The organism is Paenibacillus macerans, from assembly GCF_900454495.1.
Taxonomy (GTDB): Bacteria; Bacillota; Bacilli; order Paenibacillales; family Paenibacillaceae; genus Fontibacillus; species Fontibacillus macerans.
Map to the genome: position 1 here is coordinate 3413679 of NZ_UGSI01000001.1, position 22832 is coordinate 3436510.

24 protein-coding genes are annotated in these 22832 nt (G+C 52.3%); 4 read left to right on the plus strand and 20 right to left on the minus strand.

Annotated features, from left to right (window positions below; genetic code table 11):
* Position 1 precedes the first annotated feature (1 nt).
* Both DYE26_RS15440 and DYE26_RS15445 read left to right on the plus strand, forming a co-directional pair.
* Entirely contained in the window at positions 2 to 916 is a 915-nt protein-coding gene (locus DYE26_RS15440; protein WP_036625219.1) for a glycine betaine ABC transporter substrate-binding protein, read from the plus strand.
* A gap of 392 nt (positions 917 to 1308) precedes the next feature.
* Entirely contained in the window at positions 1309 to 1488 is a 180-nt protein-coding gene (locus tag DYE26_RS15445; protein ID WP_036625221.1) for a YjfB family protein, read from the plus strand.
* A gap of 71 nt (positions 1489 to 1559) precedes the next feature.
* Here DYE26_RS15445 and DYE26_RS15450 read toward each other — a convergent pair whose 3' ends face one another.
* On the minus strand, positions 1560 to 2576 hold the full coding sequence (locus DYE26_RS15450; protein WP_036625223.1) for a hypothetical protein: 1017 nt from the start codon (positions 2574 to 2576) through the stop codon (positions 1560 to 1562).
* An 853-nt stretch (positions 2577 to 3429) separates the two neighbouring features.
* Between DYE26_RS15450 and DYE26_RS15455 the strand changes: the two genes are divergently transcribed.
* The gene (locus tag DYE26_RS15455; RefSeq protein WP_051985654.1) at positions 3430 to 3687 is read left to right on the plus strand and encodes a hypothetical protein; all 258 of its coding nucleotides are present in this window, start codon (positions 3430 to 3432) and stop codon (positions 3685 to 3687) included.
* Positions 3688 to 3820: 133 nt separating this feature from the next.
* Here DYE26_RS15455 and DYE26_RS15460 read toward each other — a convergent pair whose 3' ends face one another.
* The 12 genes from DYE26_RS15460 to DYE26_RS15515 form a co-directional block, all read right to left on the minus strand.
* Positions 3821 to 4966 (minus strand): amidohydrolase family protein, encoded by a 1146-nt coding sequence (locus DYE26_RS15460; RefSeq protein ID WP_051985655.1) that lies wholly within the window; start codon positions 4964 to 4966, stop codon positions 3821 to 3823.
* Entirely contained in the window at positions 4956 to 6026 is a 1071-nt protein-coding gene (locus DYE26_RS15465) for an aminotransferase class V-fold PLP-dependent enzyme (protein ID WP_036625225.1), read from the minus strand. Before DYE26_RS15465 ends, DYE26_RS15460 begins: the two co-directional genes overlap by 11 nt.
* On the minus strand, positions 6010 to 6801 hold the full coding sequence (locus DYE26_RS15470) for an ABC transporter ATP-binding protein (RefSeq protein ID WP_036625227.1): 792 nt from the start codon (positions 6799 to 6801) through the stop codon (positions 6010 to 6012). The genes DYE26_RS15465 and DYE26_RS15470 overlap by 17 nt, the downstream gene beginning before the upstream one ends.
* 2 nt (positions 6802 to 6803) lie before the next feature.
* A complete protein-coding gene (locus tag DYE26_RS15475) occupies positions 6804 to 7556 on the minus strand; it encodes an ABC transporter ATP-binding protein (protein WP_051985656.1) in 753 nt (250 codons plus the stop codon).
* Positions 7556 to 8422 carry an ABC transporter permease gene (locus DYE26_RS15480; RefSeq protein ID WP_082207900.1) on the minus strand — a complete coding sequence of 289 codons (867 nt, stop codon included), beginning with the start codon at positions 8420 to 8422 and terminating at the stop codon, positions 7556 to 7558. Before DYE26_RS15480 ends, DYE26_RS15475 begins: the two co-directional genes overlap by 1 nt.
* The gene (locus DYE26_RS15485) at positions 8419 to 9408 is read right to left on the minus strand and encodes an ABC transporter permease (RefSeq protein ID WP_221928475.1); all 990 of its coding nucleotides are present in this window, start codon (positions 9406 to 9408) and stop codon (positions 8419 to 8421) included. The genes DYE26_RS15480 and DYE26_RS15485 overlap by 4 nt, the downstream gene beginning before the upstream one ends.
* Positions 9405 to 11024, minus strand: coding sequence for an ABC transporter substrate-binding protein (locus tag DYE26_RS15490; RefSeq protein WP_036625229.1), 1620 nt, complete (start codon positions 11022 to 11024; stop codon positions 9405 to 9407). The genes DYE26_RS15485 and DYE26_RS15490 overlap by 4 nt, the downstream gene beginning before the upstream one ends.
* 253 nt (positions 11025 to 11277) lie before the next feature.
* Positions 11278 to 11802, minus strand: coding sequence for a TlpA family protein disulfide reductase (locus DYE26_RS15495; RefSeq protein ID WP_036625231.1), 525 nt, complete (start codon positions 11800 to 11802; stop codon positions 11278 to 11280).
* Complete coding sequence (locus DYE26_RS15500) at positions 11795 to 12541, minus strand: ABC transporter ATP-binding protein (protein WP_051985657.1); 747 nt, start codon at positions 12539 to 12541, stop codon at positions 11795 to 11797. Before DYE26_RS15500 ends, DYE26_RS15495 begins: the two co-directional genes overlap by 8 nt.
* Positions 12534 to 13355 (minus strand): ABC transporter permease, encoded by an 822-nt coding sequence (locus tag DYE26_RS15505; RefSeq protein ID WP_036625233.1) that lies wholly within the window; start codon positions 13353 to 13355, stop codon positions 12534 to 12536. Before DYE26_RS15505 ends, DYE26_RS15500 begins: the two co-directional genes overlap by 8 nt.
* Before the next feature lie 2 nt (positions 13356 to 13357).
* A complete protein-coding gene (locus tag DYE26_RS15510) occupies positions 13358 to 13840 on the minus strand; it encodes a nitrous oxide reductase accessory protein NosL (protein WP_082207901.1) in 483 nt (160 codons plus the stop codon).
* Positions 13837 to 15219 (minus strand): right-handed parallel beta-helix repeat-containing protein, encoded by a 1383-nt coding sequence (locus DYE26_RS15515; protein WP_036625235.1) that lies wholly within the window; start codon positions 15217 to 15219, stop codon positions 13837 to 13839. The genes DYE26_RS15510 and DYE26_RS15515 overlap by 4 nt, the downstream gene beginning before the upstream one ends.
* Positions 15220 to 15876: 657 nt before the next feature.
* Here DYE26_RS15515 and DYE26_RS15520 point away from each other — a divergent pair.
* Positions 15877 to 16791 (plus strand): transposase, encoded by a 915-nt coding sequence (locus DYE26_RS15520; RefSeq protein ID WP_051985658.1) that lies wholly within the window; start codon positions 15877 to 15879, stop codon positions 16789 to 16791.
* A 598-nt stretch (positions 16792 to 17389) separates the two neighbouring features.
* Here the strand turns inward: DYE26_RS15520 and groL are convergent.
* The 7 genes from groL to DYE26_RS15555 all read right to left on the minus strand — a co-directional run bounded on the left by groL (position 17390) and on the right by DYE26_RS15555 (position 22646).
* Positions 17390 to 19015, minus strand: a complete 1626-nt coding sequence (gene groL / locus DYE26_RS15525; RefSeq protein WP_036625237.1) for a chaperonin GroEL — start codon at positions 19013 to 19015, stop codon at positions 17390 to 17392.
* Between the two features lie 77 nt (positions 19016 to 19092).
* A complete protein-coding gene (gene groES, locus DYE26_RS15530; RefSeq protein ID WP_036625239.1) occupies positions 19093 to 19374 on the minus strand; it encodes a co-chaperone GroES in 282 nt (93 codons plus the stop codon).
* A 399-nt stretch (positions 19375 to 19773) separates the two neighbouring features.
* The gene (gene tatC / locus DYE26_RS15535) at positions 19774 to 20532 is read right to left on the minus strand and encodes a twin-arginine translocase subunit TatC (RefSeq protein ID WP_036625240.1); all 759 of its coding nucleotides are present in this window, start codon (positions 20530 to 20532) and stop codon (positions 19774 to 19776) included.
* Between the two features lie 28 nt (positions 20533 to 20560).
* Positions 20561 to 20779, minus strand: a complete 219-nt coding sequence (locus DYE26_RS15540) for a twin-arginine translocase TatA/TatE family subunit (protein ID WP_036625242.1) — start codon at positions 20777 to 20779, stop codon at positions 20561 to 20563.
* Positions 20780 to 20925: 146 nt separating this feature from the next.
* Positions 20926 to 21411 carry a MogA/MoaB family molybdenum cofactor biosynthesis protein gene (locus DYE26_RS15545; RefSeq protein ID WP_036625245.1) on the minus strand — a complete coding sequence of 162 codons (486 nt, stop codon included), beginning with the start codon at positions 21409 to 21411 and terminating at the stop codon, positions 20926 to 20928.
* Between the two features lie 106 nt (positions 21412 to 21517).
* Positions 21518 to 22006, minus strand: coding sequence for a cyclic pyranopterin monophosphate synthase MoaC (moaC, locus tag DYE26_RS15550; RefSeq protein ID WP_240534173.1), 489 nt, complete (start codon positions 22004 to 22006; stop codon positions 21518 to 21520).
* Positions 21969 to 22646, minus strand: coding sequence for a 5-formyltetrahydrofolate cyclo-ligase (locus tag DYE26_RS15555; protein ID WP_036625251.1), 678 nt, complete (start codon positions 22644 to 22646; stop codon positions 21969 to 21971). Before DYE26_RS15555 ends, moaC begins: the two co-directional genes overlap by 38 nt.
* Between the last annotated feature and the right edge of the window lie 186 nt (positions 22647 to 22832).

Sequence of the window (22832 nt, forward strand, 5' to 3'; positions counted from 1 at the left end):
GATGAAAAAAACGAGGAACCTGATGATGCTGGTAGGATTGGCCGGAACGCTGCTGCTGTCCGCCTGCGGTCAAACGGGCGGCACCAGTGCCGGAAGCAATGCCGGCGGAAACGCGGCGGCCGGCTCCATCGGCAAACAAGTGAACTACGAAATCATCGGCATCGATCCCGGCGCGGGCATCATGAAAGCGACGGCCAGCGCAATCGAACAATACGGACTTAGCGATTGGAAGCTGATCGAAGGCTCCGGCGCGGCGATGACCGCGATGCTGGACAAAGCGGTTAAAGCCGAAAAACCGATTATCATTACGGGCTGGACGCCCCACTGGATGTTTGCCAAATACGATCTGAAATATTTGGATGATCCGCAAAAAGTGTACGGGGAAGCCGAAGAAATTCACACCCTGGCGCGCAAAGGCCTGAAAGAGGATCAGCCGACCGCCTATGAATTCCTGGACCGTTTCGAATGGACTTCGGACGAAATGGGCGAAATGATGACGGCGATCCAGGACGGCCAGGACCCGGCCGAAGCGGCCAAAGCTTGGGCGGACAGCCACGAGGACCGCGTGAACGGTTGGACCCAGGGCTTGACGCCGGTGAACGGCGATAAGCTCAAATTGAGTTATGTCGCTTGGGATTCGGAAATCTCCAGCACGAATTTGCTGAAATACATCCTTGAGAACAAGCTTGGCTATAAGGTAGAAGCGCTGCAGGTCGAAGCTGGCCCGATGTGGACCGGGGTTGCCGGTGGCGACGTGGATGCGACCGCGGCCGCTTGGCTGCCGTTGACCCACGCGGACTACTGGGATAAGTACGGCGATCAGTTGGAAGACCTGGGCCCGAACATGACGGGTGTGAAAACGGGGCTTGTCGTTCCAAGCTACGTCGATATCAATTCGATTGAAGATTTGAAATAAACATGATCCGCAAAAGAAGAAGCCGCCCCTATTCGGGACGGCTTCTTCATATATATCAATTAAGAAGAGGGAGTATTTAAAATATATCATTCCTTGCTTAAAGGAACCTTACAGAAAGCTGAAAATTACCTTAAATTACGTGTTCAAAAAGTCGGCTTTTCAGCACCAAGAAGGTTGGATGAAGCTAGGGACTGAGGAGCGGAGCGTACGTTTTGGGTACGTGAGCACCGGAAGGCCCGGCTGAATTCAAGATTCGATGTCGAATCCGCTTCTTGACCTGCTTCGTGATCAAAAGATGACTTTTTGAACTTCCTCTTAAATTATAAATGGCCAATTCCAAAGCTAATCGATTGATTTATAGATGCCGATAAAACCGGGTAGGAGGTGAGAACATGGATATCGCAGCAGCGTCAACCGCTATGAGCCAAGCCAAACTGTCCCAAGCCGTCGGCATCCAAGTGCTGAGCATGGCCAAAAACCAGGCCGAAATCCAAGGCCAGAACCTGGTGAAAATGTTGGAGCAAAGCCAGCTGGATCCCAACCTGGGCAAACATTTGGATATTAGAGTATAAAATCGCAACCGCAAAAAACCGTCCGATGATGAAGTCGGACGGTTTTTAAATCTTTGCCGCGAATATTCCGCTTAGGACATAACGCCGTTCGCCGGGATTTGCTGCCACGAATAAAATTTGCCTTTTTTGTTGATTTTGCCGACCAGCGTGGGGGCTCCTTTTTTGGTGAACGTATATTCGTTAGCTTTGATCGTTACCGAGTAGCCTTTCAGATTGATCGAAAAGATGGATTGAACCGCCGGTTTGGCCACGGACAGGGCTTTAGCCTTGCTCAGCTTCGGTTTGGCAAACGATTTGGCAAAATCCTTCTCATCGTTCCAGTCCTCTCCCGTGATATTCAGAACCTCCCAAACTTTGCCGGTCTTCGCCCCGATCAGAACATGGTTAAAGTCGTTGTCGTCCTGATAATTCCATATGAACTTCTTATCCCCTTCCTTCTCGCGAGTGACGAAGTTGAAAGGTTTGGTGGAGCTGATCCCCAACGCTTTCAGGGCGCGGGAAGCTTTGTTGTTCGACTTCGCATTGGCGCTCTTCAAAGAATAGGAAATACTTGCTTTAATGGCATTGTTATTGTCCAAGTCGATGTACAGGTTTTGGGCATTGCCGAAAAATACCCAGTAATTGCGCAGCTGTTTATCCTCTTGGTACGGGGAGTAGGACCGCCAGAGCGCTTCGGGTTTGAATTTTTTGTCGGTGTCAAAAGTTTTCAGAAAGGACGTTACACGAGAACTCAAAGTTTTGTCCATCACTTTATCCATATCGTCGGCCTTATAAATAATCGACGTGGACTCCACCCGGTTTTTCTCGGGGTTGTAGAGTTGGCTGAAAGTTGCGTCGGTCTTCCCGCTCAGCGTCCCCTCAAAGACCCAAAGATTTTCGTCTACGCTGGTAAACGTAATTTTCGAATTCGGAGCCAGCTTGTTCAGCGCATCCGTAAGTTTATCCGAGACGGCCTGATCGATGTTCGGCGCGGTTTGCCCGTTTTGCTCCACCGATTGGGACAGCTGTTCCTCGGCGTGGATCGGGACCGCGGTAAACATAAGCGACAGTGCTGCGGCGGTTGCTGCGATTGATTTCCATTTCTTCATACTCCTTAAATTCCCTCCTGTGCTAAATGTGAGTCATCAATTTATATAACGTATGAAGTGAGGAGAATGTTGCCAATTCGCTAAAAAAGCCTTTTATTAATTTGCTAATGGTAATGACTAGGACAGCATTTTCCGGCTGTACGCATACTATCTAAAGATTAAGAAGGTCCGAGGTTAGCTAGTTTGATATAACTCTTAAGGCTCAACCTAATAATCAGCGCTTGACAGGGAGGGCCGGTAACCGATCATGACAATAAATATCGGCAGATCAATATCCGCTTTCCGGACGCTTTGCACGATTATCCCGTTTGATCCGGTAGCAGAGAGGAAGATAAATTTAAGAGAAGAAAATAGGTTTGGAGAAGCGTACATGTTCCGAGATCGTTAGGCAGGTTTGTCAGAAGGAGGTTTAGGAGAAGTGGAGCAGAGCTGACGGGAGGATTTGGAGGCAAGACACCGGGAAAAATGATTGGGCCGTGATATGATTACCGCCCCCCCTCTCCCCCTGAACAAGAGGGATAATCGTGCAAAGCAGCAGGCAGGGATACCAAGACACGAACGCTATCATAATTTATTTTGTCAAGCACCGATCTCGGTTTTGAGCCACTCTTAAGACTTAATTTATGTTCATCGTCCCTCGCTTCGGTTCAATTTCTTGCGAAAAATGTGAAGTTTTGTCCTAATTTTATTTTCAAAGGGCCGACGGAAAAGTATAATTGGGTTATTAAGCAACTCCCTCGCCGATGAGGAACACGATGAGGAGTTTTGTACAATGAGCAACGCGGAGCTAAAAGAAATGCTACAATTCGTCATAAACGAGTCCTAACAGCCGGTAAAGGATGACATTCGTTCAGTGAAGGATGAAATCCAACTGCTGAAGACAGGACAAGAAGAACTGCGGCTAATCACTAGCGCGATTCGCGACCGGCAGGAAGAAACCGACGCCAAGCTTGAAGCGTTATGCCTGGACGTGAATCATATGCACGGCGATCTGGTCCGGATTGAGCAAAAGCTGGACGAAAACGAGTCCGAACTTCGGGGGGATGTCCGGTTCCTTAACCATCGGATCGCCGATCTCGAAATGGAAGTCGAAAAATTAAAAAACCGGTAATGCGAACCGCCAGGGAAATTGCTCTGGCGGTCTTTTGTTCCGATAGCCCGTCTTCAAGCCCCGATTTTTAGGTTGAGCCCTTTTATGCCCCGTTAATCCCGGGCCACCGCTCGTCCAGACCGGGAAGCTGCAGTTAAGCGGCGCCGGTTATTACGGAAACAATGCTCTTCCGCAGTTGCTCCGCATTCCGCGCCTGATAAGGATCGGCGTTGAAGAGGATCGCATCCGCCAGGTAACCTTCCGCGATCCTTCCCAATTCGCGGCCGCTGCCGAGAATATCGGCGGCGGTTGTTGTGGCGGCCTGCCACGCATCTGACCAAGACAATCCGTAATCCATCAAAGTATCCAATTCCTGAAGATTGTGTCCGTGAAGCAGAGGGGTGGCGTAATCCGTTCCGAAACCGATCCGGACTCCCGCCCTTTGGGCGTATGCGATCGCCTTGGGATGGGCTTCGGCCGCCCGGGCTGCCCGGTCGCAGATCGCCTGGTTCAAAGCCAACACACCTTTGGGGTCGGCGGCAATGCGGTAGATCGATGTCGTGGGGACAAAGGCAACGCCGGACGCGGCAAGCCGGCCGGCCTGATCCTCCGTCAAAAACATACCGTGCTCTATAGATTCCACCCCCGCAGCAATAGACCAGTCTATGGTCACTCCACCCCAGGTATGAACCAAAACTTTTTTGTGATGAGCATGCGCATGGCGAACGATGGAGGCGAATTCTTCTTCCGAAAAAGTCGGATCGAGCACCTTTTCCGTTGGCGCTCCAAGGCCGCCCGTGGCCATAATTTTAATCCAGCCCGCGCCGGTGTCAAAAATCTGCTGCAGCCGCAGCTCCAGGTGCCCCAGGCCGCGGCGGGCATCGGCGGCCCCAAGCATATCGCTGCAGGCGTGCACCCTTAAAGGATGGCCATAGTGCTGCACGATATGCCGTACGGTGCCGGGCCGGATGCCGCCGGCATCCCTCGCTGTCGTCACCCCGGTGCGAAGGGTGGCTGCAAAAGCCTCCGCTTGCATCACTTCAATCTCATGCGGGTCTCGCTTCAATTGATCGGCATGGTCAAAATCGGTCCAGGCCAGATGGGTGTGCAAATCGATGACCCCGGGGCTTATCCATAGATCCTGGCCCGGGGACTCCGCCTCGGCACGATGCGGGCCGGTTTCGACGATCGAGGCAAAGCGGCCGTCCTGGATTGTAATATCAAAACGTTTACCGGCAATCCCTGCTATATGGACTTGATTCAAGATTTGCGGTTGGTGGCGGGAGCTTTTATCGATCAACTTCATCCCCCCAAACCTGCGAAACGGCCGCGATGGCGTGTTCCGGCTCTTGGCTTAACAACCGGGCGAGCGTCCTGACAGCCTCTTCTACGCTTGGCCGGCAGGCGTTCGCTCCAAAATGGTTGATCCGCAGCAGTTGCCCAAACAATTCCCCATCTCCGGGAGCGACGATGCCCACAGGCTGATCGATCAGCAAACCCGGTTTCCCGGAAATCCGCACCGTTGTCGTTAGCGTGGAATAAAACCGGCTGTCCTTCTGCCAAGGCACAAGCCCCAGGGCTCTTATTCCCGCAATCGCGGAGGCTGCGGCCAATTCATGACGCCGGATCACCCGCTCCAATCCCTCCTCTTCCACAAGCGTCAAGGCGGAGATCAAAGCTCTAGCTTCCAAAGCCGGAATGTTGGGCGGAACCCGCACCGGTGCCGTACCATTCCCGTCCGGCTTCAAATCCAGCAGGGACAGGATCGAATTGCGCGGGGCATGCGGGTTCGATTCAAGGAACTCCCAGCCGCGCAGCGAAACGCTTACGGCGCTGACGCCATTCGGACCGGCCAACGCTTTTTGCGCGCCAATAGCTGCGAAATCCACGCCCCATTCATCCACCGGCAGGGCTTCTCCTCCCACCGCCGACACGGAATCCATCACCGTGATGAGATCGAAGTCGCGCGCGATTTTCAATATTTCACGAGCCGGATTGGATCCGCCCGTCACTACTTCAGCCTGCACAAAAGAGAGCGCGCACGGCTTATGCTTTTTAATCGCCGCCAATATCGCTTCGGCAGTAATGACCTCATCAAAGGGGACGGCAACTTGGGCGACCGTGGCCCCGCCGCGTTCCAGCCACTTTCCGAACAAGCTTCCATAGGGACCGGTCACGACATTCAAAATCGTCCGGCCGGGCGCGGAGATCCCGGCGGCCACCGCCTCAATGCCCAGGATCGCCTCCCCGGGGATGATGACCGGAGCGTGCTCTGTAAACAGCAATTTGGAAAGCTGATGTTTAAGCGTGTCATACTCGGAGCGTGAAAGCGGTACGTATCCTTTAGGTTCTCGGCTCATGCTCAGGCAAACCTCCTGTGGTATTTAGTTTCGGCATTCTCGGAACAGCGGACAACAGCTCGCGGCTATACGCCGTTTCAGGACTGGCGAAAAACCGCTCCTTGGCATTGATCTCCACCAGCCTTCCCTGTTTCATTACCGCCACCGTATCGCTGATTTCATGAATAACCCCTAAATCATGGGAAATGAACAGCATCGTAAGGTCAAGCTCGGCCTTAAGCGCGTTAAAGAGGTCCAGCACGCTCCGTTGGACGGAAACATCCAAAGCGCTCGTCGGTTCATCCGCGATCAAAATGCTTGGTTCCACGCTTAATGCGCGGGCAATGGCGATCCGCTGCCGCTGGCCCCCGGAGAATTCATGGGGAAACCGGTCCAAGGCACTGTCGGCAATGTGCACGCGGGCCAGCAGCTCCTTGCAGCGTTGCTCGACTTGAGCGCGGTCCACAATCCGATGAAACAATAACGCCTCGGACAAAATCTGCCGGATCGAATGCTTGGGATTCAGCGACGCATCGGGATTCTGAAAGATCATCTGGATCTTTTTGCGCTGCTCGCGGCTCCTCTTTTTCTTCAAAGGCTCCGACTCCAGCACAATCTGCCCCTCGTCAGGCACAATGAGCCCGGCAATCACCCGCGCCAGCGTGGATTTTCCCGAGCCCGACTCTCCGACAAGCCCAAGCGTGGTATGCATCGGCACATGCAGATCGATGCCGTCCAGCGCCGTAAATCCGCCGTAACGCACCTTGATATTTTTGACTTGCAGGGCTGACTCCATCTTTAAACGCTCCCTTCAAGCTCAGGTACAGGAAGCACCGAGTCCATCAGCATTCGAGTATAAGGATCTTGAGGGTTTTGCAAAAGATTACGCGCCTCTCCCTGCTCCACAATTTTTCCTTCCTTCATGACGCACAGCTTGGAGCACAACGCCGCCGCAATGGCCAAATTATGCGTAACAAACACCATGGCAAAACCCAGCTCCTGCTGCAAAGCCGAAATCGTTTCGATGATTTGCCGCTGCACGGTTACGTCGAGCGCCGTTGTAGGCTCGTCACAGAGCAGAATCCCCGGTTTGCACGCCAGGGCGATGGCGATGACGACGCGTTGACACTGGCCGCCCGACAGCTGGCTCGGATAGCGGTCGGATTTCTTCAAGGAATCCGGCAGACCCAGCATTTCAAGCAGCTCCAGCGCTGCTCTGCGGGAAGCTTTGCGGCTCAATCGCTGCCGGTAATACACGACTTCCGTCAGCTGCTGTACAACCGGACAAAGCGGGTCCAGCGCCCCTCTGGGGTCCTGAAAAACCATCGCGCTTCCGGCCTCGCGCTTAATGACCCCGCCGGCCTGCTCGACACCGCGCGGAAGCAGTCCCAGAATCGCGCGGAGCGTAAGCGATTTTCCGGAGCCTGATTCCCCTACCAGCCCCAACGTTTCTCCTTTGTTCAACGAAAAGCTGACGTTATCGACCAATTTGGGGTTTGTTTTGGACGCCAGGGACAATGACTCTATTTCAAGGATTGGAGTTGTTGACATTATTTTTTCCTCCATATGTCGGCCAATCCATCTCCCACAAGAGACAGTGCGATTCCCGTATACACTACCGCAAGGCCCGGAACCGCCGAGAGCCACCAGGCTGTGGTGATGAACGGCTGGCCGTCGGAAATCATCGTCCCCCAATCCGGGGTTGGCGGGGTGATGCCGATGCCCAGATACCCGAGCGTCACAATGGCAACAAGCAGCCCCACCATATCCGTCATGAGGACGACGATCGCTTGAGGGAGCACATTGGGCAAGATATGACGCAAAATGATTTTTACACCGGGCAGGCCCAAGGTTTGCGCGGACGCTACCCATTCCTGCCGGCGAAACGAAGCGGTCAACCCCCTGGTCACCCGGGCGAATACAATCCAGCCGACCAGGATAAAGGTGATATAAATTCCGCGCTGGCCGGCACCGCTGGCAAAAGCGACGATAATCACCATCAAATAGAACGGAAAAGCGATAAATGTATCGGTAATCAGCGAAATGACGGTATCCACCCATTTTCCGTAATACCCCGCGACCATGCCGAGAAAGACACCGGTGCAAAACGGAATGATTTCAGCCAGCACCATAATGGTCAAATCCGTCCGCGCCGCATAAATCAGCCTCGTAAACAAATCGCGGCCCAATTGGTCCGTTCCCAGCCAATGCTCGGCCGACGGGGGCTGCAAAAAATCGCTCAAATTTTGCCCGGATGGATCATAGGGACTAATAAACGGAATGAACACCGCCAGCAGGGCAAGCACCGCCAGCATCACACTTCCCGCCAGAAGCGAAGGAGTACGCCGGATCCGGCCGAAGACGCCCGCTCTTTTACCGCCTTCCTGCAAGTCGGGGTTTATGGTTATAGGTCTCATTGTTTTCCTTTCGTTCTGGGATCAAGCCACCAGGAGATGATTTCAACCAGAAGACTGATCATCACGACACCGATCGCACAATAAAGCGCGATGCCTTGAATGACCGGGAAATCCCGATTGGAAATGGAAGTGAACAACAGGCTGCCGATCCCCTTGATGCCGAACACCTGCTCCACGACCAGCGTGCCGCCGATCAGATACGAAATATTTACGCCAAGCAGCATCAGCGTCGGCAGGGCCGCATTCCGCACCACATGCTTGAACAAAACGACTCTGCTTGGTATTCCCGCGGCTTTCAAGGTGACGACAAAATCCGCTTCCAGCACTTCAAGCATCTGCACTCTTAACGACCGGACGAGGGTGGGGATCTGCGAAAACGCGACCGTAATCGCCGGGAGCGCAAGGCTGTGAAATGTCCCGATCCAGCCTTCGCGCACCCCGCCTACCGGGAACCAGCCCAGCCGAACGCTGAAAGCCAGAATCAAAAGTAAGCCAACCCAAAAGATTGGCATACCCAAGGTTACGGTAGGAAAAATACGGATCAAATGATCCGGCAGTTTATCCTTCTGCGTAGCGGCAAGTACGGCCAGCAAAAGGGCGATCACGATCGCCGCAAAACAAGCCAGCCCGATCAGAAGCAAAGTAATCGGCGCCCGCTCGGCAATCAGCTCCCTTGTAGGAGTGCCGGCAATGATGGAATTGCCGGTGTCTCCTTGGGTGAAGAGCGTCTTCACAAACCGGGCGAACTGTTCCCACAAGGGGAGGTCCAGCCCGAGAGCATGATGCATGCTCTCGATGGCCTCAGGCGTACTGTACTCTCCCAGGATCATTTTCGCCGGGTCCCCGGGCACGATTCTGATCAGAAAAAAAACGGCGGTCATCACACAGAAGATCACGGCGATGGCTCTTACGACAGCCGCCCCCAGCCACCTGTACGAGGACGGGGCGCCCGCCGCCGGATTCAACGTTTTGCTCCGCTTCATCATTTCTGGATACGCACATCTTCAAAGCGGAGGCTCCCATTAGGCAAAACCACGAGGCCTTCCACGGAAGAACGGACGCCTTTCAGAATATCCGGATAATAAAGCGGAATATACGGTACTTCATCCGCCAGCGTTTGCAGCAGTTTGGAGTAAACTCCGGCCCGGCCTTCGCCATCCGGCGTTGTTTGGCCTTCATGCAGAAGCTTGGTTACTTCATCGTTTGTGTAATGCGTCCAGTAGGATTTGCTGAAGCCCTCCGGATCGGTTTGGAAGGCAATAATCGAATTCGCGTCGGGCGAATCGGCTTGCCCGCTGTTCAGCATGGCCGAGAAATCATAAGCGAAAAACCGCTCGCGGAAGGTCGCCAACTCAATGGATTCAATCTCGATGTTAATCCCGATTTCCTTGCCGGCCGCCTGGATAATTTGCGCTTCCTGCGCTCTTGTGCTATTGCCTGACGCCACCAGGAGTTTGGTTGTGAAACCGTTAGGGAAAGCCGATTTGGCCAGCTCCGCCTTGGCGGCTGCTAAATCGAAATTCAGCGGTTTGATCGTATCGTTGGCGTTATAGGGAATCGCCGTCGGCAGCAAGGAATCCGCGCGTTTCGCATATCCGAAAGTAAGCGCATTGGTCAAACCATCCCGATCAAGGGCCAAAGCCAATGCGCGGCGAACGTGGACATCGGAAAAATGCTCATCCAGCGTGTTGAAGAACAGCTGCTCCGTCACCCAGCTGCCATTGGTTAATACGGTGGTGTCGGGGCCTTGCTTGATTTCATTGGCATTTTGCAGCGCCAGGGACTCGATCGCTTCCACTTCCCCGGCCTTAAGCTGGTTGATCGCCTGACTGTCATCTTGAATCAGCTTGTAGACAAGCTTATCAATATAAGGCTTCCCTTCCTGCCAATAGTAGGGATTTTTCGTAAAGGTTACATCGCCTGCCGGATCCCACTTTTCAACAACGAACGGTCCCGTGCCTATCGGTTTTTTGAAAAATTCTTCCTCGGAAACCCCGCCGAAATTGTTCGGAATGATCCCGTTGGAGAAATTGGACAGCTCCGAAATAAACGGGGTGTACGGCTCCTTAAGCGTAATAACCAGCGTGCGGTCATCCTGCGCTTTAACGGAATCCACCTTGGCCGCGATCGCAAGCGGACCGCCAACCTCCAAATGCCGGTTCAGCGAAAATACAGCATCCTCCGCCGTTACGTCCGTACCGTTGGAGAATTTCAAGCCGTCGCGCAGCACAAACGTATAGGTCAATCCATCATCACTAACGTTATGGGACTTTGCCAGCCAATCGATAATTTTGCCGTTGCTATCGAACGAAACCAAGGGTTCGAATACTTTGTCAATGGCAAAAGCATTGTTCGCCGTTATCTGATTATGCAGATCAAAGGAGGTGACCGATGCAGGCCGTCCATAGACGAAGGTTCCTCCCGCCGCGGGCTCTTTCGAATTTGCGCTTTGATCCGCGCTTTGATTGGTGTTTTGCTGTGCTCCATTATTTTGATCCGCAGCATTTTTAGCTCCGGAGCATCCGGCGACCCATACCAATAATAAAATGGCCGACAAGCCTAACCCTAATGATTTCTTTAAAGACGCTTTGTACTTTAACACAGCTGCCCCCTCCTTAACTTATAATTCCCATTAATTTAGTATGAATAGTATTATGAACCTCAGCTCCATATCTGTCAAACAAAAAATCACGATAAGGATGCGGGTTTAGTTTATTTTTTCCATTGCAGGAAATGAATTTGTTTTAGCGGCATCTGGTTTTACTTATTTATACAATTCAACACTTTTTCGGAGACAACAAAAGCTTTAAGGCAAAAAACGCGGCCCCGAGAATCTCGGGAGCCGCGCTGTACGTTTAATTGACGGAATCTATATAAGTTTGAAGCTGCTCCTCGCTGCTGATTTCCCCGATGATCGGGTGGGCGATGTTCCCCGCTTGATCGATCACATATGTAGTCGGCAAGGCTGTAACCTTGTACAATCCCGATATTTTGCCGGTTGCGTCGATGATGACGGGGAAATCCAATTGATGATCGGACAAAAATTCATTTACGGTCCCTTTGGACTCCCCCACATTCACAAACAAGGTTACGGCATCCGGGGCGTTGTTTCGGGAAATACGATGAATGAGCGGCATTTCCTTAACGCAAGGTCCGCACCAGGACGCCCAAAAATTAAGTACGATAACTTTGCCGCGATACTCGTCAAGCGACAGCTTCTCTCCGTAAGTACTTACCGCCTGGAATACGGGAGCGGCGCTGCCGATACTCAGTTTCTCATGGCCCTGATGAGCCTCGCTGCTATGACGATTGGACAGGGCAACCCAAAGTACGGCACCGGCGCATAAAAATACGATCAAATAGGTTAACGTCCTATTCATCCTCTATCCCGCCCTGCGGCGCATCCGCATCCAAACTATGCTGAAAAGCTTTATGGAGCGGAAAAGAGCCGTATATCTCACGAAAATGCCGCACGGAGCCTTCGCCGCAAATGCGTCCCGAGTTCAGAAAGATGACGTAGTCCGCCAACTCTTCGGCAATATCCAATTGGTGGGTTGAGAAGAGAACCGTTTGGCCTTTGAGCTTTACGGCTTTCACCAGGCTTACAAACTGTTTCATCCAGTAAGGATCCAGGCCATTGGTCGGCTCATCCATGATGACCAAAGGAGGTTTCGACAGCATCGCCTGGGCAAAAAGAACGCGCTGCCGCATCCCTTTTGAAAAGGTGCTGACCAGTTTGTTTTTCTTTTCTGCCAATCCAACAAGGCTTAATACTTCCTGCACTCTTTGCCCGGGCACCTTGCGCAATGCAGCCCAAAAAGCTAATATTTCTTCCGCCGTCATTCCCTGCGGGAACTGAAAATCATCCGGCATATAACTTATCTGTCCGGCGAATTTCTTTCTGTCTTGTTTCCACTGCAGCCGGTTGACGTAAATTTCTCCCGAGGTGGGTTGAAGGATCCCCGCGACCATACGCAGCACCGTACTTTTTCCCGCCCCGTTGCCGCCGCATAATCCGACGATACTGCCAGGTTGAAGCCGGAAAGAAACATCCCGGACGATCCTTTGCCCTTTGATCGTTTTGTTTACACTCTCGGCTATCACAAAAGCTTCAGCCACGCCGTCTCCCCCTTTCCCAAATCCAGCAGACAACCGTCAAGGAGATGACCAGCCAAACCACAAGCAAGACCACAAACATAAGACTGCCGCCAGGACGTTGAATCCAGCTTACCCATTGGTAATATTCCGGCCCGAGCACGGAACCGCCTCCAAGCTTAATCACCACAAACAGCCTGACAAATTCCGCCGGGTTTAAAAACGTCAGAAACACGAGCAGCGGTTTTATCCATAAATACGGCAGGAATCCAAGGACAGCGATTAATATCGTCGGCCAGCCAATCACCGCAAAAAACCAGATCATCACCGAAATGGTCATGGCCTGCCAGCGATTTTTGGACAATGACCCGATCAATAACGCCAGCGTCAAAAAAAGCAGCACCAGCCCGCACGAAAACAGAAAAAAGAGCACATACGTATTTACTTCAAAAACGATCCCAAAAAGCGCGGTGATTAGGCCCATTAAGCCATAGCCAAATGAAATAATGGTTAACACGACGATGGATAAACCAAAGTATTTCCCAAGCAGAAACGGGATGGTTCCCAAAGGAAATGTCGATAACAGCTGCCAACTGCCTTCTTCTTTTTCTGCGGTTAATGAAAACGACCCTAGAAAAAGCGCCATCAATGGGAGCAAGTACAATATTAAACTTAACATCGAGCCGGTTACCCCGGAATACCCGCTAATCTCATTTTGCGAATTTACCAGCAGCAAACAAAGGCTAAACACCGAGAATAAAGCTAAAAATGAGTAAGCCCACGGGTTTCGCAGTCCAACCTTGATTTCTTTCTTCGCAACCTGCAGCATATCTGACATGGCTATAACCCCATGTCCATCATTCCTTTGCTTTGCTCCCAGGTGTGATTATTCAGATCCGCCGCGCTTAACAATCGTCCCACGCCCTGCTCCTTGATAAATGCCTCCGCGGACGCCTTGTCCTTAAAGCTAATGATCCCGTAAGCCATGGGCGTGCGGATCGAAGGATCATAGACGTATGTCGCCTTGGCAAACTCGATCCATGCTTTATCGTTGTAATCGCGTACAAAATCCATTCCGATATCGTCCGTACCGTTTTGCTTTTTCCATTCATTCATACATCCAATGTCATCGAATTTCAAACTCTTGCCTTCCTTCGTCACGATCTGGGTGGCATAGGCATCGTCCTTGACCTGCATGTTGCAAATGACGCAAACATCGACATCCTCATTGACGGGCTGCGCCGTGTACGCCTTCTTTCCGCAGCCGGCCAGCGCAAGCATAGCGATCAAAATTAAACTTAAAGCAGCGAATCCCTTTTTCATGATTTGTTTACCCCCGCATAGATTATGGTTATTACCGATGTGAAAAACAGCAAAGAAGCCACGATGAGCATGAAGCTTTTGCCCGAAATATATTCCCCCTCCGCTGATGAATCCCCGGTGATCACCGGCGTATTCAGATTCATGCGCGGTGAGCTGTCCGTAGTCCAGCTGGTCCGATCATTCTCATACATAGCGCTTAAAAAGCTGATCCCGGGCGACTGGAAAAAAAGCTGAAAGGCGGAATCTTTGGCGGTTAACTCCCGGTAAAACGGATTGATCGAATAGGCGATTTCGCTAATCCCGTCATTGTTCAAGTCCAAGACACGGGACGAATCCCAGAAATTCCGTTCCATTTGGTTTATTTGGCTGTCCGCCGCTTCCGCCTCAATCACATTAGCTACAAAATCGTTTTCATGAATGAGGTTGTTTTCCGCATCAACAAACTGGATACCTACAAAATTTCGGTATATCGAATTGTTTCTTATTTCATTGCGGCTGGACTGCTCAAGATACAATCCCACCCGGTTTCCGTCCACCACATTCTTCTCAACCAGGGACGTTTGCACATCATAAAGCAAAATGCCTTGCGCATTGACGTTGCCGCTTTGTTTAGCGAAGGAATTGTCCGAGACCAGCACATCTCTAACCCCCATAATCATGGCCCCAGTGATGTTAAATTCACCCCGATTTCCGACGATTTTCGTTCCATCGATATACATGCAATGAATGCCGTAGCGTGAGCCGAAAATTTGGTTGCCCGTGATGTCCAAGTTCTTGCTGTCCTCCAGATATACACCGTCTCTCATATTCACGATTTTATTTTGTTCAATGACGGTATTATCCGCATTGTACAGATCGACCCCATTGCCTTTTTGCCCCATCTTGGCGGTCCCCAGGCTTCTGTCCCAAGAAATGAAGTTGCCTGTCACCACGCCGTCATTGGAATCGCGCAGGACAATTCCGAATCCGCGGGTGGTAATCCGCAAATCTTGTACGGTTACGTTGTTACCTCGTACATCGACGGCCGCCAGCTCTTCCCCGGCTTGTTTCTGAAAAATGCGCAGTCCCTCAACCGTTGCCCCGTCAGCTTGTATCGTCATCGCCGATTCGGATTCTTCATTTAATAACGTCGCCCTGCCCAACCCCTGAATGATTAACGGCTTATTAATAAGGACCGGTCCCGAGTAGTTCCCTTCCGGCAACACAATGCGGTCCCCCGGTTTGGCTTGATCAACGATATCCTGCAGAGAAGGAGCGGATTCATGTAAAAACCCGTTATCGCCATCGGAGGCATATACAGCGGACGTATCCCAAAATGGATAACCTAGCAGAAAGACGCCGGACAGAATAAAAATTATGAATTTACTTTTGACATTCATCTTTTCCTCCCTATTCGGACACTCCTCTCACAAAATATCCCAATAGCATCATAAGCTATAACTGTTGATTCTTTATATAGCCCATCCGAGTGATAATAATCATAAATAACCGATGTTTTATGTCTTTTCTATGACAATTAGTTGGGGTGATTGACGATCTGAAAGGACGTATCCATTCGTTCTATTAGTATAGTTCTTTTCACACAGGTTATAACTCAACTTTCGCGGCAAAAAAACGGCAGACAAGCCTTGATGCAGCAGGGCTGCTTCGTTGAGGAAGCGTTAACGATGTGGAAGCGTCACGATCCGGCGGGGGCAGCGTATCTACCTTTTGCACCGTAGCCGTTTCGAGCCGTGTCACAAATCGACGCCTGGTGAGGGGCTATCTAAAAGGTTCGTGTCGTGGTGTTCGTGTCGTGGTGTCCCTGCCTGCTGTCTGCCTTTGCACGATTATCCCCTTCGTTAAGGAGCAGGGAGCAGGGGTGGGGCTAGAGCAAGTCAAGGGTTCCAAAAAAAGAGAAGAAAAAACACAAAAATGCTGAGGAAAAAATGAGGCGGTTCAAGTGAGATTTTCGGCTTGATAGGAGAACGTACGTTTGGTATAATGAAATAAATGGAACCTATGTTCGTATATTTTTAATTCGGGGGCGAGCGAATATGGAAGTCAATACGGGAACGGAACTTCAGCCATTCAGCAGCCGTTTTAACAGCGAGCAGGACTGCATGGAAGCGCTAATCGCGATGAAGTGGCCAAACGGCTTTGTCTGCCCGCGCTGCGCTCACACCCGGTGCAGCCGTCTCACCTCCCGGCATATCCCCTTATTCGAGTGCGGAAAGTGCAAGCATCAAACATCACCTTTGGTCAGCACGATTTTTGAAGGAACGCATCTCCCCTTGGTGAAGTGGTTTCAGGTGCTGGAGTTGTTCCTGCTGGAGGGCGGCATCTCAGCGTTGCGGCTTAGCAAGGTGATCCGTGTCGCCTACAAGACCGCCTGGTCGATGCTGCACAAAATACGCCATGCCGTGGGGGAGTTCGATGCCCGGGAACTGCTCTCCGGAGACGTGAAGGTGAACAGCGATCAGTATGGGCGTAATCCGTCCCGGTGTCAGCTTTCGCATCCGTACACCTCGGCGGTCGTGGCCGGCTGCACGGTCACGGAGTCGGGCGAGCCGGAGCAGGTCAAAATCCGCCTGGTACCGCATAAGCGGGGAGGCGAAAAGAGGGCAAGCCGTCACGATCAAACCGCGTTTATTAGCCGGCATGTGGATGTCCATACATCGGCGGTACAGTTGTTTCTTCAGGCCTTTCGGCTGTATGCGCCCTTGCGGAAAGTGGTGAGAGAGGCGTGGGAATCGCTGAAGAGTACGTATGGAGCCTTGGGACTGAAGCATCTGCAGGCGTACCTGAACGAGTACACCGGACGCCGCCGGCTGCGCCTGTCCGGAGGACTGCCCGGAGCGGAAGAAACGATGCGGCAGAAGTTGCTGCAAATGTGTGTGGCGATTCCGGCGATCCCTTACCGTAAGCTGGTCGCACGCCAACCGAATCAGCCCCTTGCGGCTGCGGCCTGAATCGTGGCGCTTGAACGCTAGGAGGAGTTTGATGCAGATCAACTTAATGGGTCCTTGATCTCCTGCCTTGATCTCTTGTCCGGTCTATTTCACCTACCCTAAACCTGATTCCTTCTCCTAAGCCGTCTAAATTATCTCGAACCTATCTGCTTCTCTACCAAATTTTCTTCTCCCGAGCTTGTCTGTTTCTCTGATGCATGATCAACTCTTAGCTGCCTGATCAAACGGGATAATCGTGCAAAGTCTCCGGACAGCAAGTGTTGATCTACCGCCCACGCCCACCCCACTTCCCTGTCCTCAAGCTTTCAACGGCCTTCCGCGTTTCTTGCCACGAGCGGTTTTCGACTTGACTGGCAAGCAAGGATTATAAGGTTGAGCCAGACACCTCTTCCGTCCGCCTATCTTAATTCTTTGAACACCTCTAGCTCAGGGACTCAAGCTGATTTTTGCTCTGCGAAAGTTGAGTTATAAATGCTATAATGTTCGCAAAAAAGCTTCTCACGAGCATATGCCCGGAGAAGCTTTTTTTAATATTTTATGTGGTTAAACGGCATTTCCGTTTACGGAAACTTTTGATAATAAGGGCGGGGGGCCCTTATTACATCATGCCCATGCCGCCCATTCCGCCCATGTCCGGAGCGGCTGGTTTTTCCGGTTCCGGTTTGTCGGCGATCACCGCTTCGGTCGTCAGGAACAGACCAGCAACGGAAGCTGCGTGCTGCAGCGCGGAACGAGTAACTTTAGCAGGGTCTACGATACCGGCTTCGATCATGTTCACCCATTCGCCGGTAGCGGCGTTGTAGCCGATACCCACTTTTTCTTTCTTCAGGCGATCCACGATCACGGAGCCTTCTTCGCCGGCGTTAGCGGCAATCGTGCGAACCGGTTCTTCCAGTGCGCGAAGCACGATGTTCACGCCGGTTTTTTCGTCGCCTTCAGCTTGAACGGAAGCCACCGCATTGTATACGTTCACGAGAGCCACGCCCCCGCCGGATACGATACCTTCTTCAACGGCTGCACGCGTTGCGTTCAGGGCGTCTTCGATGCGCAGTTTGCGTTCTTTCAGCTCGGTTTCCGTAGCCGCGCCGACCTTAACAACCGCTACGCCGCCGGCTAGTTTAGCCAGACGTTCTTGCAGTTTTTCTTTGTCGAACTCGGAAGTCGTTTCTTCCAGTTGCGCGCGGATTTGGTTGACGCGAGCTTGGATGTCGGCTTTGTCGCCGCTGCCGTCCACGATCGTCGTATTTTCTTTCGTAACGATAACTTGACGTGCGTTACCGAGTTGATCCACAGTCGTGCTCTTCAGGTCAAGGCCGAGTTTTTCGGTGATCACTTGACCGCCCGTCAGAGCGGCGATGTCTTGCAGCATCGCTTCGCGGCGATCGCCGAAGCCAGGAGCTTTAACGGCTACCGCGTTGAACGTGCCGCGCAGCTTGTTCACGATCAGCATCGCTTGCGCTTCGCCTTCGATATCTTCAGCGATGATCAACAGCGGTCTGGATTGTTGCACGATCTTCTCCAGCAACGGCAGGATTTCTTGTGTGCTGCTGATCTTCTTGTCAGTGATCAGAATGTAAGGATTGTCGAGTACGGCTTCCATTTTGTCCGTATCGGTGATCATGTAAGGAGATACATAGCCGCGGTCGAATTGCATCCCTTCCACCACTTCAAGTTCGGTGGCAAAACCGCGGGATTCTTCAACGGTAATCACGCCGTCTTTGCCCACTTTTTCCATCGCTTCGGCGATCAGTTCGCCGACTTCTTCGTCAGCAGCGGAGATAGCGGCAACTTGCGCGATCGATTGTTTGCCTTCGATCGTTTTGGAGATGTTCTTCAATTCTTCAACAGCCGCGCGAACCGCTTTGTCGATCCCTTTGCGCAGGCCGATTGGGCTGGCGCCTGCCGTAACGTTTTTCAAACCTTCGCGGATCAGCGCTTGCGCCAGAACCGTAGCGGTCGTCGTACCATCGCCGGCAACGTCGTTCGTTTTGGTAGCTACTTCTTTAACGAGTTGGGCGCCCATGTTTTCAAAAGCGTTTTCCAGTTCGATTTCTTTAGCGATCGTTACGCCGTCATTCGTGATCAGCGGGCTGCCGAATTTTTTCTCCAGCACCACGTTGCGGCCTTTCGGTCCAAGCGTTACTTTTACTGCGTTCGCCAAAGCGTCAACCCCACGAAGCATTGCGTGGCGGGCGTCTTCACTGAATCTGATCTCTTTTGCCATGATTAGATTACCTCCCTGAAAATGTTGGATGAAAATTCATTCGTATATTTCGGCTAAATTTCACCTAGCTGCTGTTCTTAGCCGATGATCGCGTGAATGTCGCTTTCTTTCATAATCAAATACTCTTTGCCTTCGTATTTCACTTCGGTTCCTGCGTATTTGGAGAACAGCACGCGGTCGCCTTCTTTAACTTCAAGCGGAACGCGCACCCCGTCCTTCAAAGTACCGCTGCCTACGGCGATTACTTTGCCCTCCTGCGGTTTTTCCTTGGCCGTATCCGGAAGCACGATGCCAAATGCCGTTGTCTCCTCCTGCTCGATCGGTTGTACCAGAACGCGTTCACCTAAAGGTTTGATCATGAAAAAACAGCCTCCTTTGAATATGTTGGTTTAAGGGTTTGTAAGGTCATATGTATTAGCACTCGATCTGTTCAAGTGCTAACAACCACTTTTATATTACTCAACTTGCGGACAGATTTCAAGTTCCTTTATGCAATTTTTTTCTATATTTTACGGGCGTGGAGATGCCCTTCCCATTGTATCCTATGAGTTGGAAAAATATTCCTGATACTCAGTTGCCCAGCCTTTGCAATATCCTCTAATATGATTTTCTCGGCGGAGTATTTTTAAGCTTGATTCCCTCCCCCTCGATGCTTAATCACCGTTCCCACCAAAATTCTGCCTCTGCCCCTTCCCCAACCTGCCGCAACACCAACCGCATGCACAAAAAAACACGCCCCATCTCAAAGGCGCGTTTCCTTATTTATATTTCTCCGCCCGCTCCGCATCCGCCGCCACGATCCTGTTATGCACCCGCTGCGACAAGAGCACGCTCAGCTCATACAAAATAACGAGCGGAATCAGCACCATAAAGGCGGAGAATAAATCGGCGGGAGTGATCATCACCGAAATAACGACCAGCGCGAAATAAGCGACCCGGCGCATTTTCCGCAGCAGCTTCGGCGTTACGATTCTCAGCTGCGTCAAAAACAAAATGATAAGCGGCAGCTCGAACAACAGCGAAATCGGCAAAACGAGGTTCATCATGAATTTGAAATAGTCCGCCATGCCGTACGTTTCGACCAGGCCAAGCTGCTTGTTGAGCGACCCCGTAAACGACATCGCCAACGGAAATACGACATAATAACCAAAGGCGAGCCCCACCAAAAAACAGATAAATACGAACGGAATGTATTTCACGGTCGCTCTGCGTTCTGCCGGCCTCAGCCCCGGACTGACAAACGCCCAGACCTGGTACAGTGTAAACGGGAGCGTAATCCCCAGCGACACCAGCATCGCGATTTTCATGTAGACGCCGACGCCGTCCCAAAACGAAAAGGCGTTCAATTCGATTTTCGCGCCGGAAATGGCGTTTGTCGTCAAATAATGATAAATCGGATCGACCACAAAAAAAGCGCCGACCAGCACGATGACAAAAACGATGCAGACCAGCATCAACCGCCGCCGCAGCTCCGACAGATGGTCGACGATGCTCTGCATCTCCTGCTCTTCAGCCATCAACCGTCCTCCTTTTCCCGCCTTGAGCTCATTCCGGCAGCCGGCGGTCCTCCGGTTTAGGGCTTTCGGCGCGGGCAGGGGCCGCTTCCGTCCGCTTTGCTTCCGGCACATCGTCCACAATGTCCCGCGTCGCCTCTTTGAACTCCCGGAACGTACGGCCTACGGCCCGTCCCAAATCCGGTAATTTATTCGGTCCAAACAGCAGCAAAGCCGCGATGACAATCAATAAAAATCCGCCTGCGCTCATCGCTATATTCTCCTTTCGCTACGTCCAAAATAGGCAGGGATATAACATGTTTTAACCACACGCCCACATCATACCATAACGAATGTCACAGTTACAGTCCATATATTTTACATTCAAGCAAAAAACGACGGTAAAAGTGCGGTCGATTACAGGCGGAATTGACCGGTTACCATTAGCAGCGCTTCCGGCAGCTGTTCCATAATGGCCGCCAGATTTTCATGCACACCTTTCGGCGTACCGGGCAGGTTGACGATCAGCGTGCGGCCGCGGATGCCGACAATCCCGCGGAACAGCATCGCCGCCGGATTTTTTTGCATCGCCGCGTAACGCATCGCTTCCGCCATGCCCGGAACCTCGCGCTCGATGACCCGTCTCGTCGCTTCGGGCGTAACGTCGCGGATCGCCAGCTCCGTCCCCCCGGTGGTGAATACCAAGTCCGCATGAAAATAATCGGTCATTTCAATCAAAGCCGCAATAATTTCATCCGGCTCATCGGGAACGATCCGGTATTCTACGATTTCGCCGCCCAACTCCTCTTCCACCAGCTCGCGGATAACCTGGGCGCTCGTATCTTCACGTTCGCCTCTGGCCCCTTTGTCGCTTGCTGTAAGGATCGCTGTTTTCCAAACCATGAAGTCACCCTCCTTATCCATTGTAGGAACTCCAAATTCAGTACGGTCATGCCGGGATCATCAATGCGAGTTCCGTGTGCTTAAATTTTTAAGTCCTCCCCAGCCTTCACGGCCGGACGTAATCCCCGCTTTTTCCGCCCGTTTTCGAGCGAAGCAGCGTCGGGCCGATCGCCATATCCTTCTGCAGCGCTTTGCACATGTCGTACACGGTTAGCGCCGCGGCGGAAACCGCTGTTAGCGCCTCCATTTCAACGCCGGTTTTCCCTTCCGTTTTTACCGTCGCCTCCACATACAGCTCGTCCCGCCCGTTATCGGAAAACGCGATATCCACGCCCGTCAGCGGCAGAGGATGGCACATCGGAATCCATTCGGACGTCCGTTTCGCCCCTTGAATCCCGGCCACCTGGGCAACGGCGAGAACGTCCCCTTTGCCGATCCGGCCTTGTTTTATCGCCTCAAACGTGGAGGGAAGCATCGAAATCTTCGTTTCGGCCACGGCGACGCGGACGGTCGGCGCCTTGCCGGAAATGTCCACCATACGGGCTCTTCCCTGCTCGTTAAAGTGAGTCATGCCTTGGCCCGATTCCGAGTTCATCAAGCTTATCACTACTTTCCTTCATATATATTGTTCCGGCAGCCGTAAACAGCAGGTCCAGCTTAAAATCATGCCGCTCCATCGGAACCTTGCCGGGAACGATCAGTTCCTCAAGCGCCAGCGCGGCCAGGACCACCCGGCCCGTTCCCCCGCTGCGCTCCGCCAAATCTCCGATCAGCCGGTCGTAATACCCCGCACCGAAGCCGATCCGTCCGCCGCCGCGATCAAAGGCCAGCCCCGGAACGAGGATAAGATCGATCTCCGGATACCGGGCAGGCGGCCAAACCGGCGTTTCGTCCCCCGGTTCGGGAATGCCCCAGGTGCCGGGAAGCAAAGCTTCTTCCGCGCTGATTTCGTGCAGGGCAAGCGTGCGGTTCCCGCGAATTTTGGGGACGAGCATCCGATCGCTTTGCGCCAGGCAGCTTCGGATCAGCGGACGCGTGTCGGGTTCATCCCGGAAAGACACGTAACACATTACGTTAAGCCGGCCGCCGCGCTGCCCGCGAAGCGGTTTCAGCACGTCCCGCTCGGCCCGGGCGGCCGCGGCAACCGACTGCTCCGCTCTCGCAGCTTCGGGAATGCTTGCCCGAACTTGGAGCATCCGCCGGCGCAGCTCTTGTTTCGCTTCCGCAAGCTCCATTCCTTATCCCCTTCCGTTCACGGCAAAAGTACGATTTCATCATTGATCATGGCAAAAAAAGTCGAGTATTCTCTATGAACTAGTTTATCATTGTTATATGAAAATGAAAACTAAACCGGAAAAGGCAACCCGGCCATACGTTCTCCCACAATGAGCGGTGCAATTAACGTTCGTTTCATGTACACT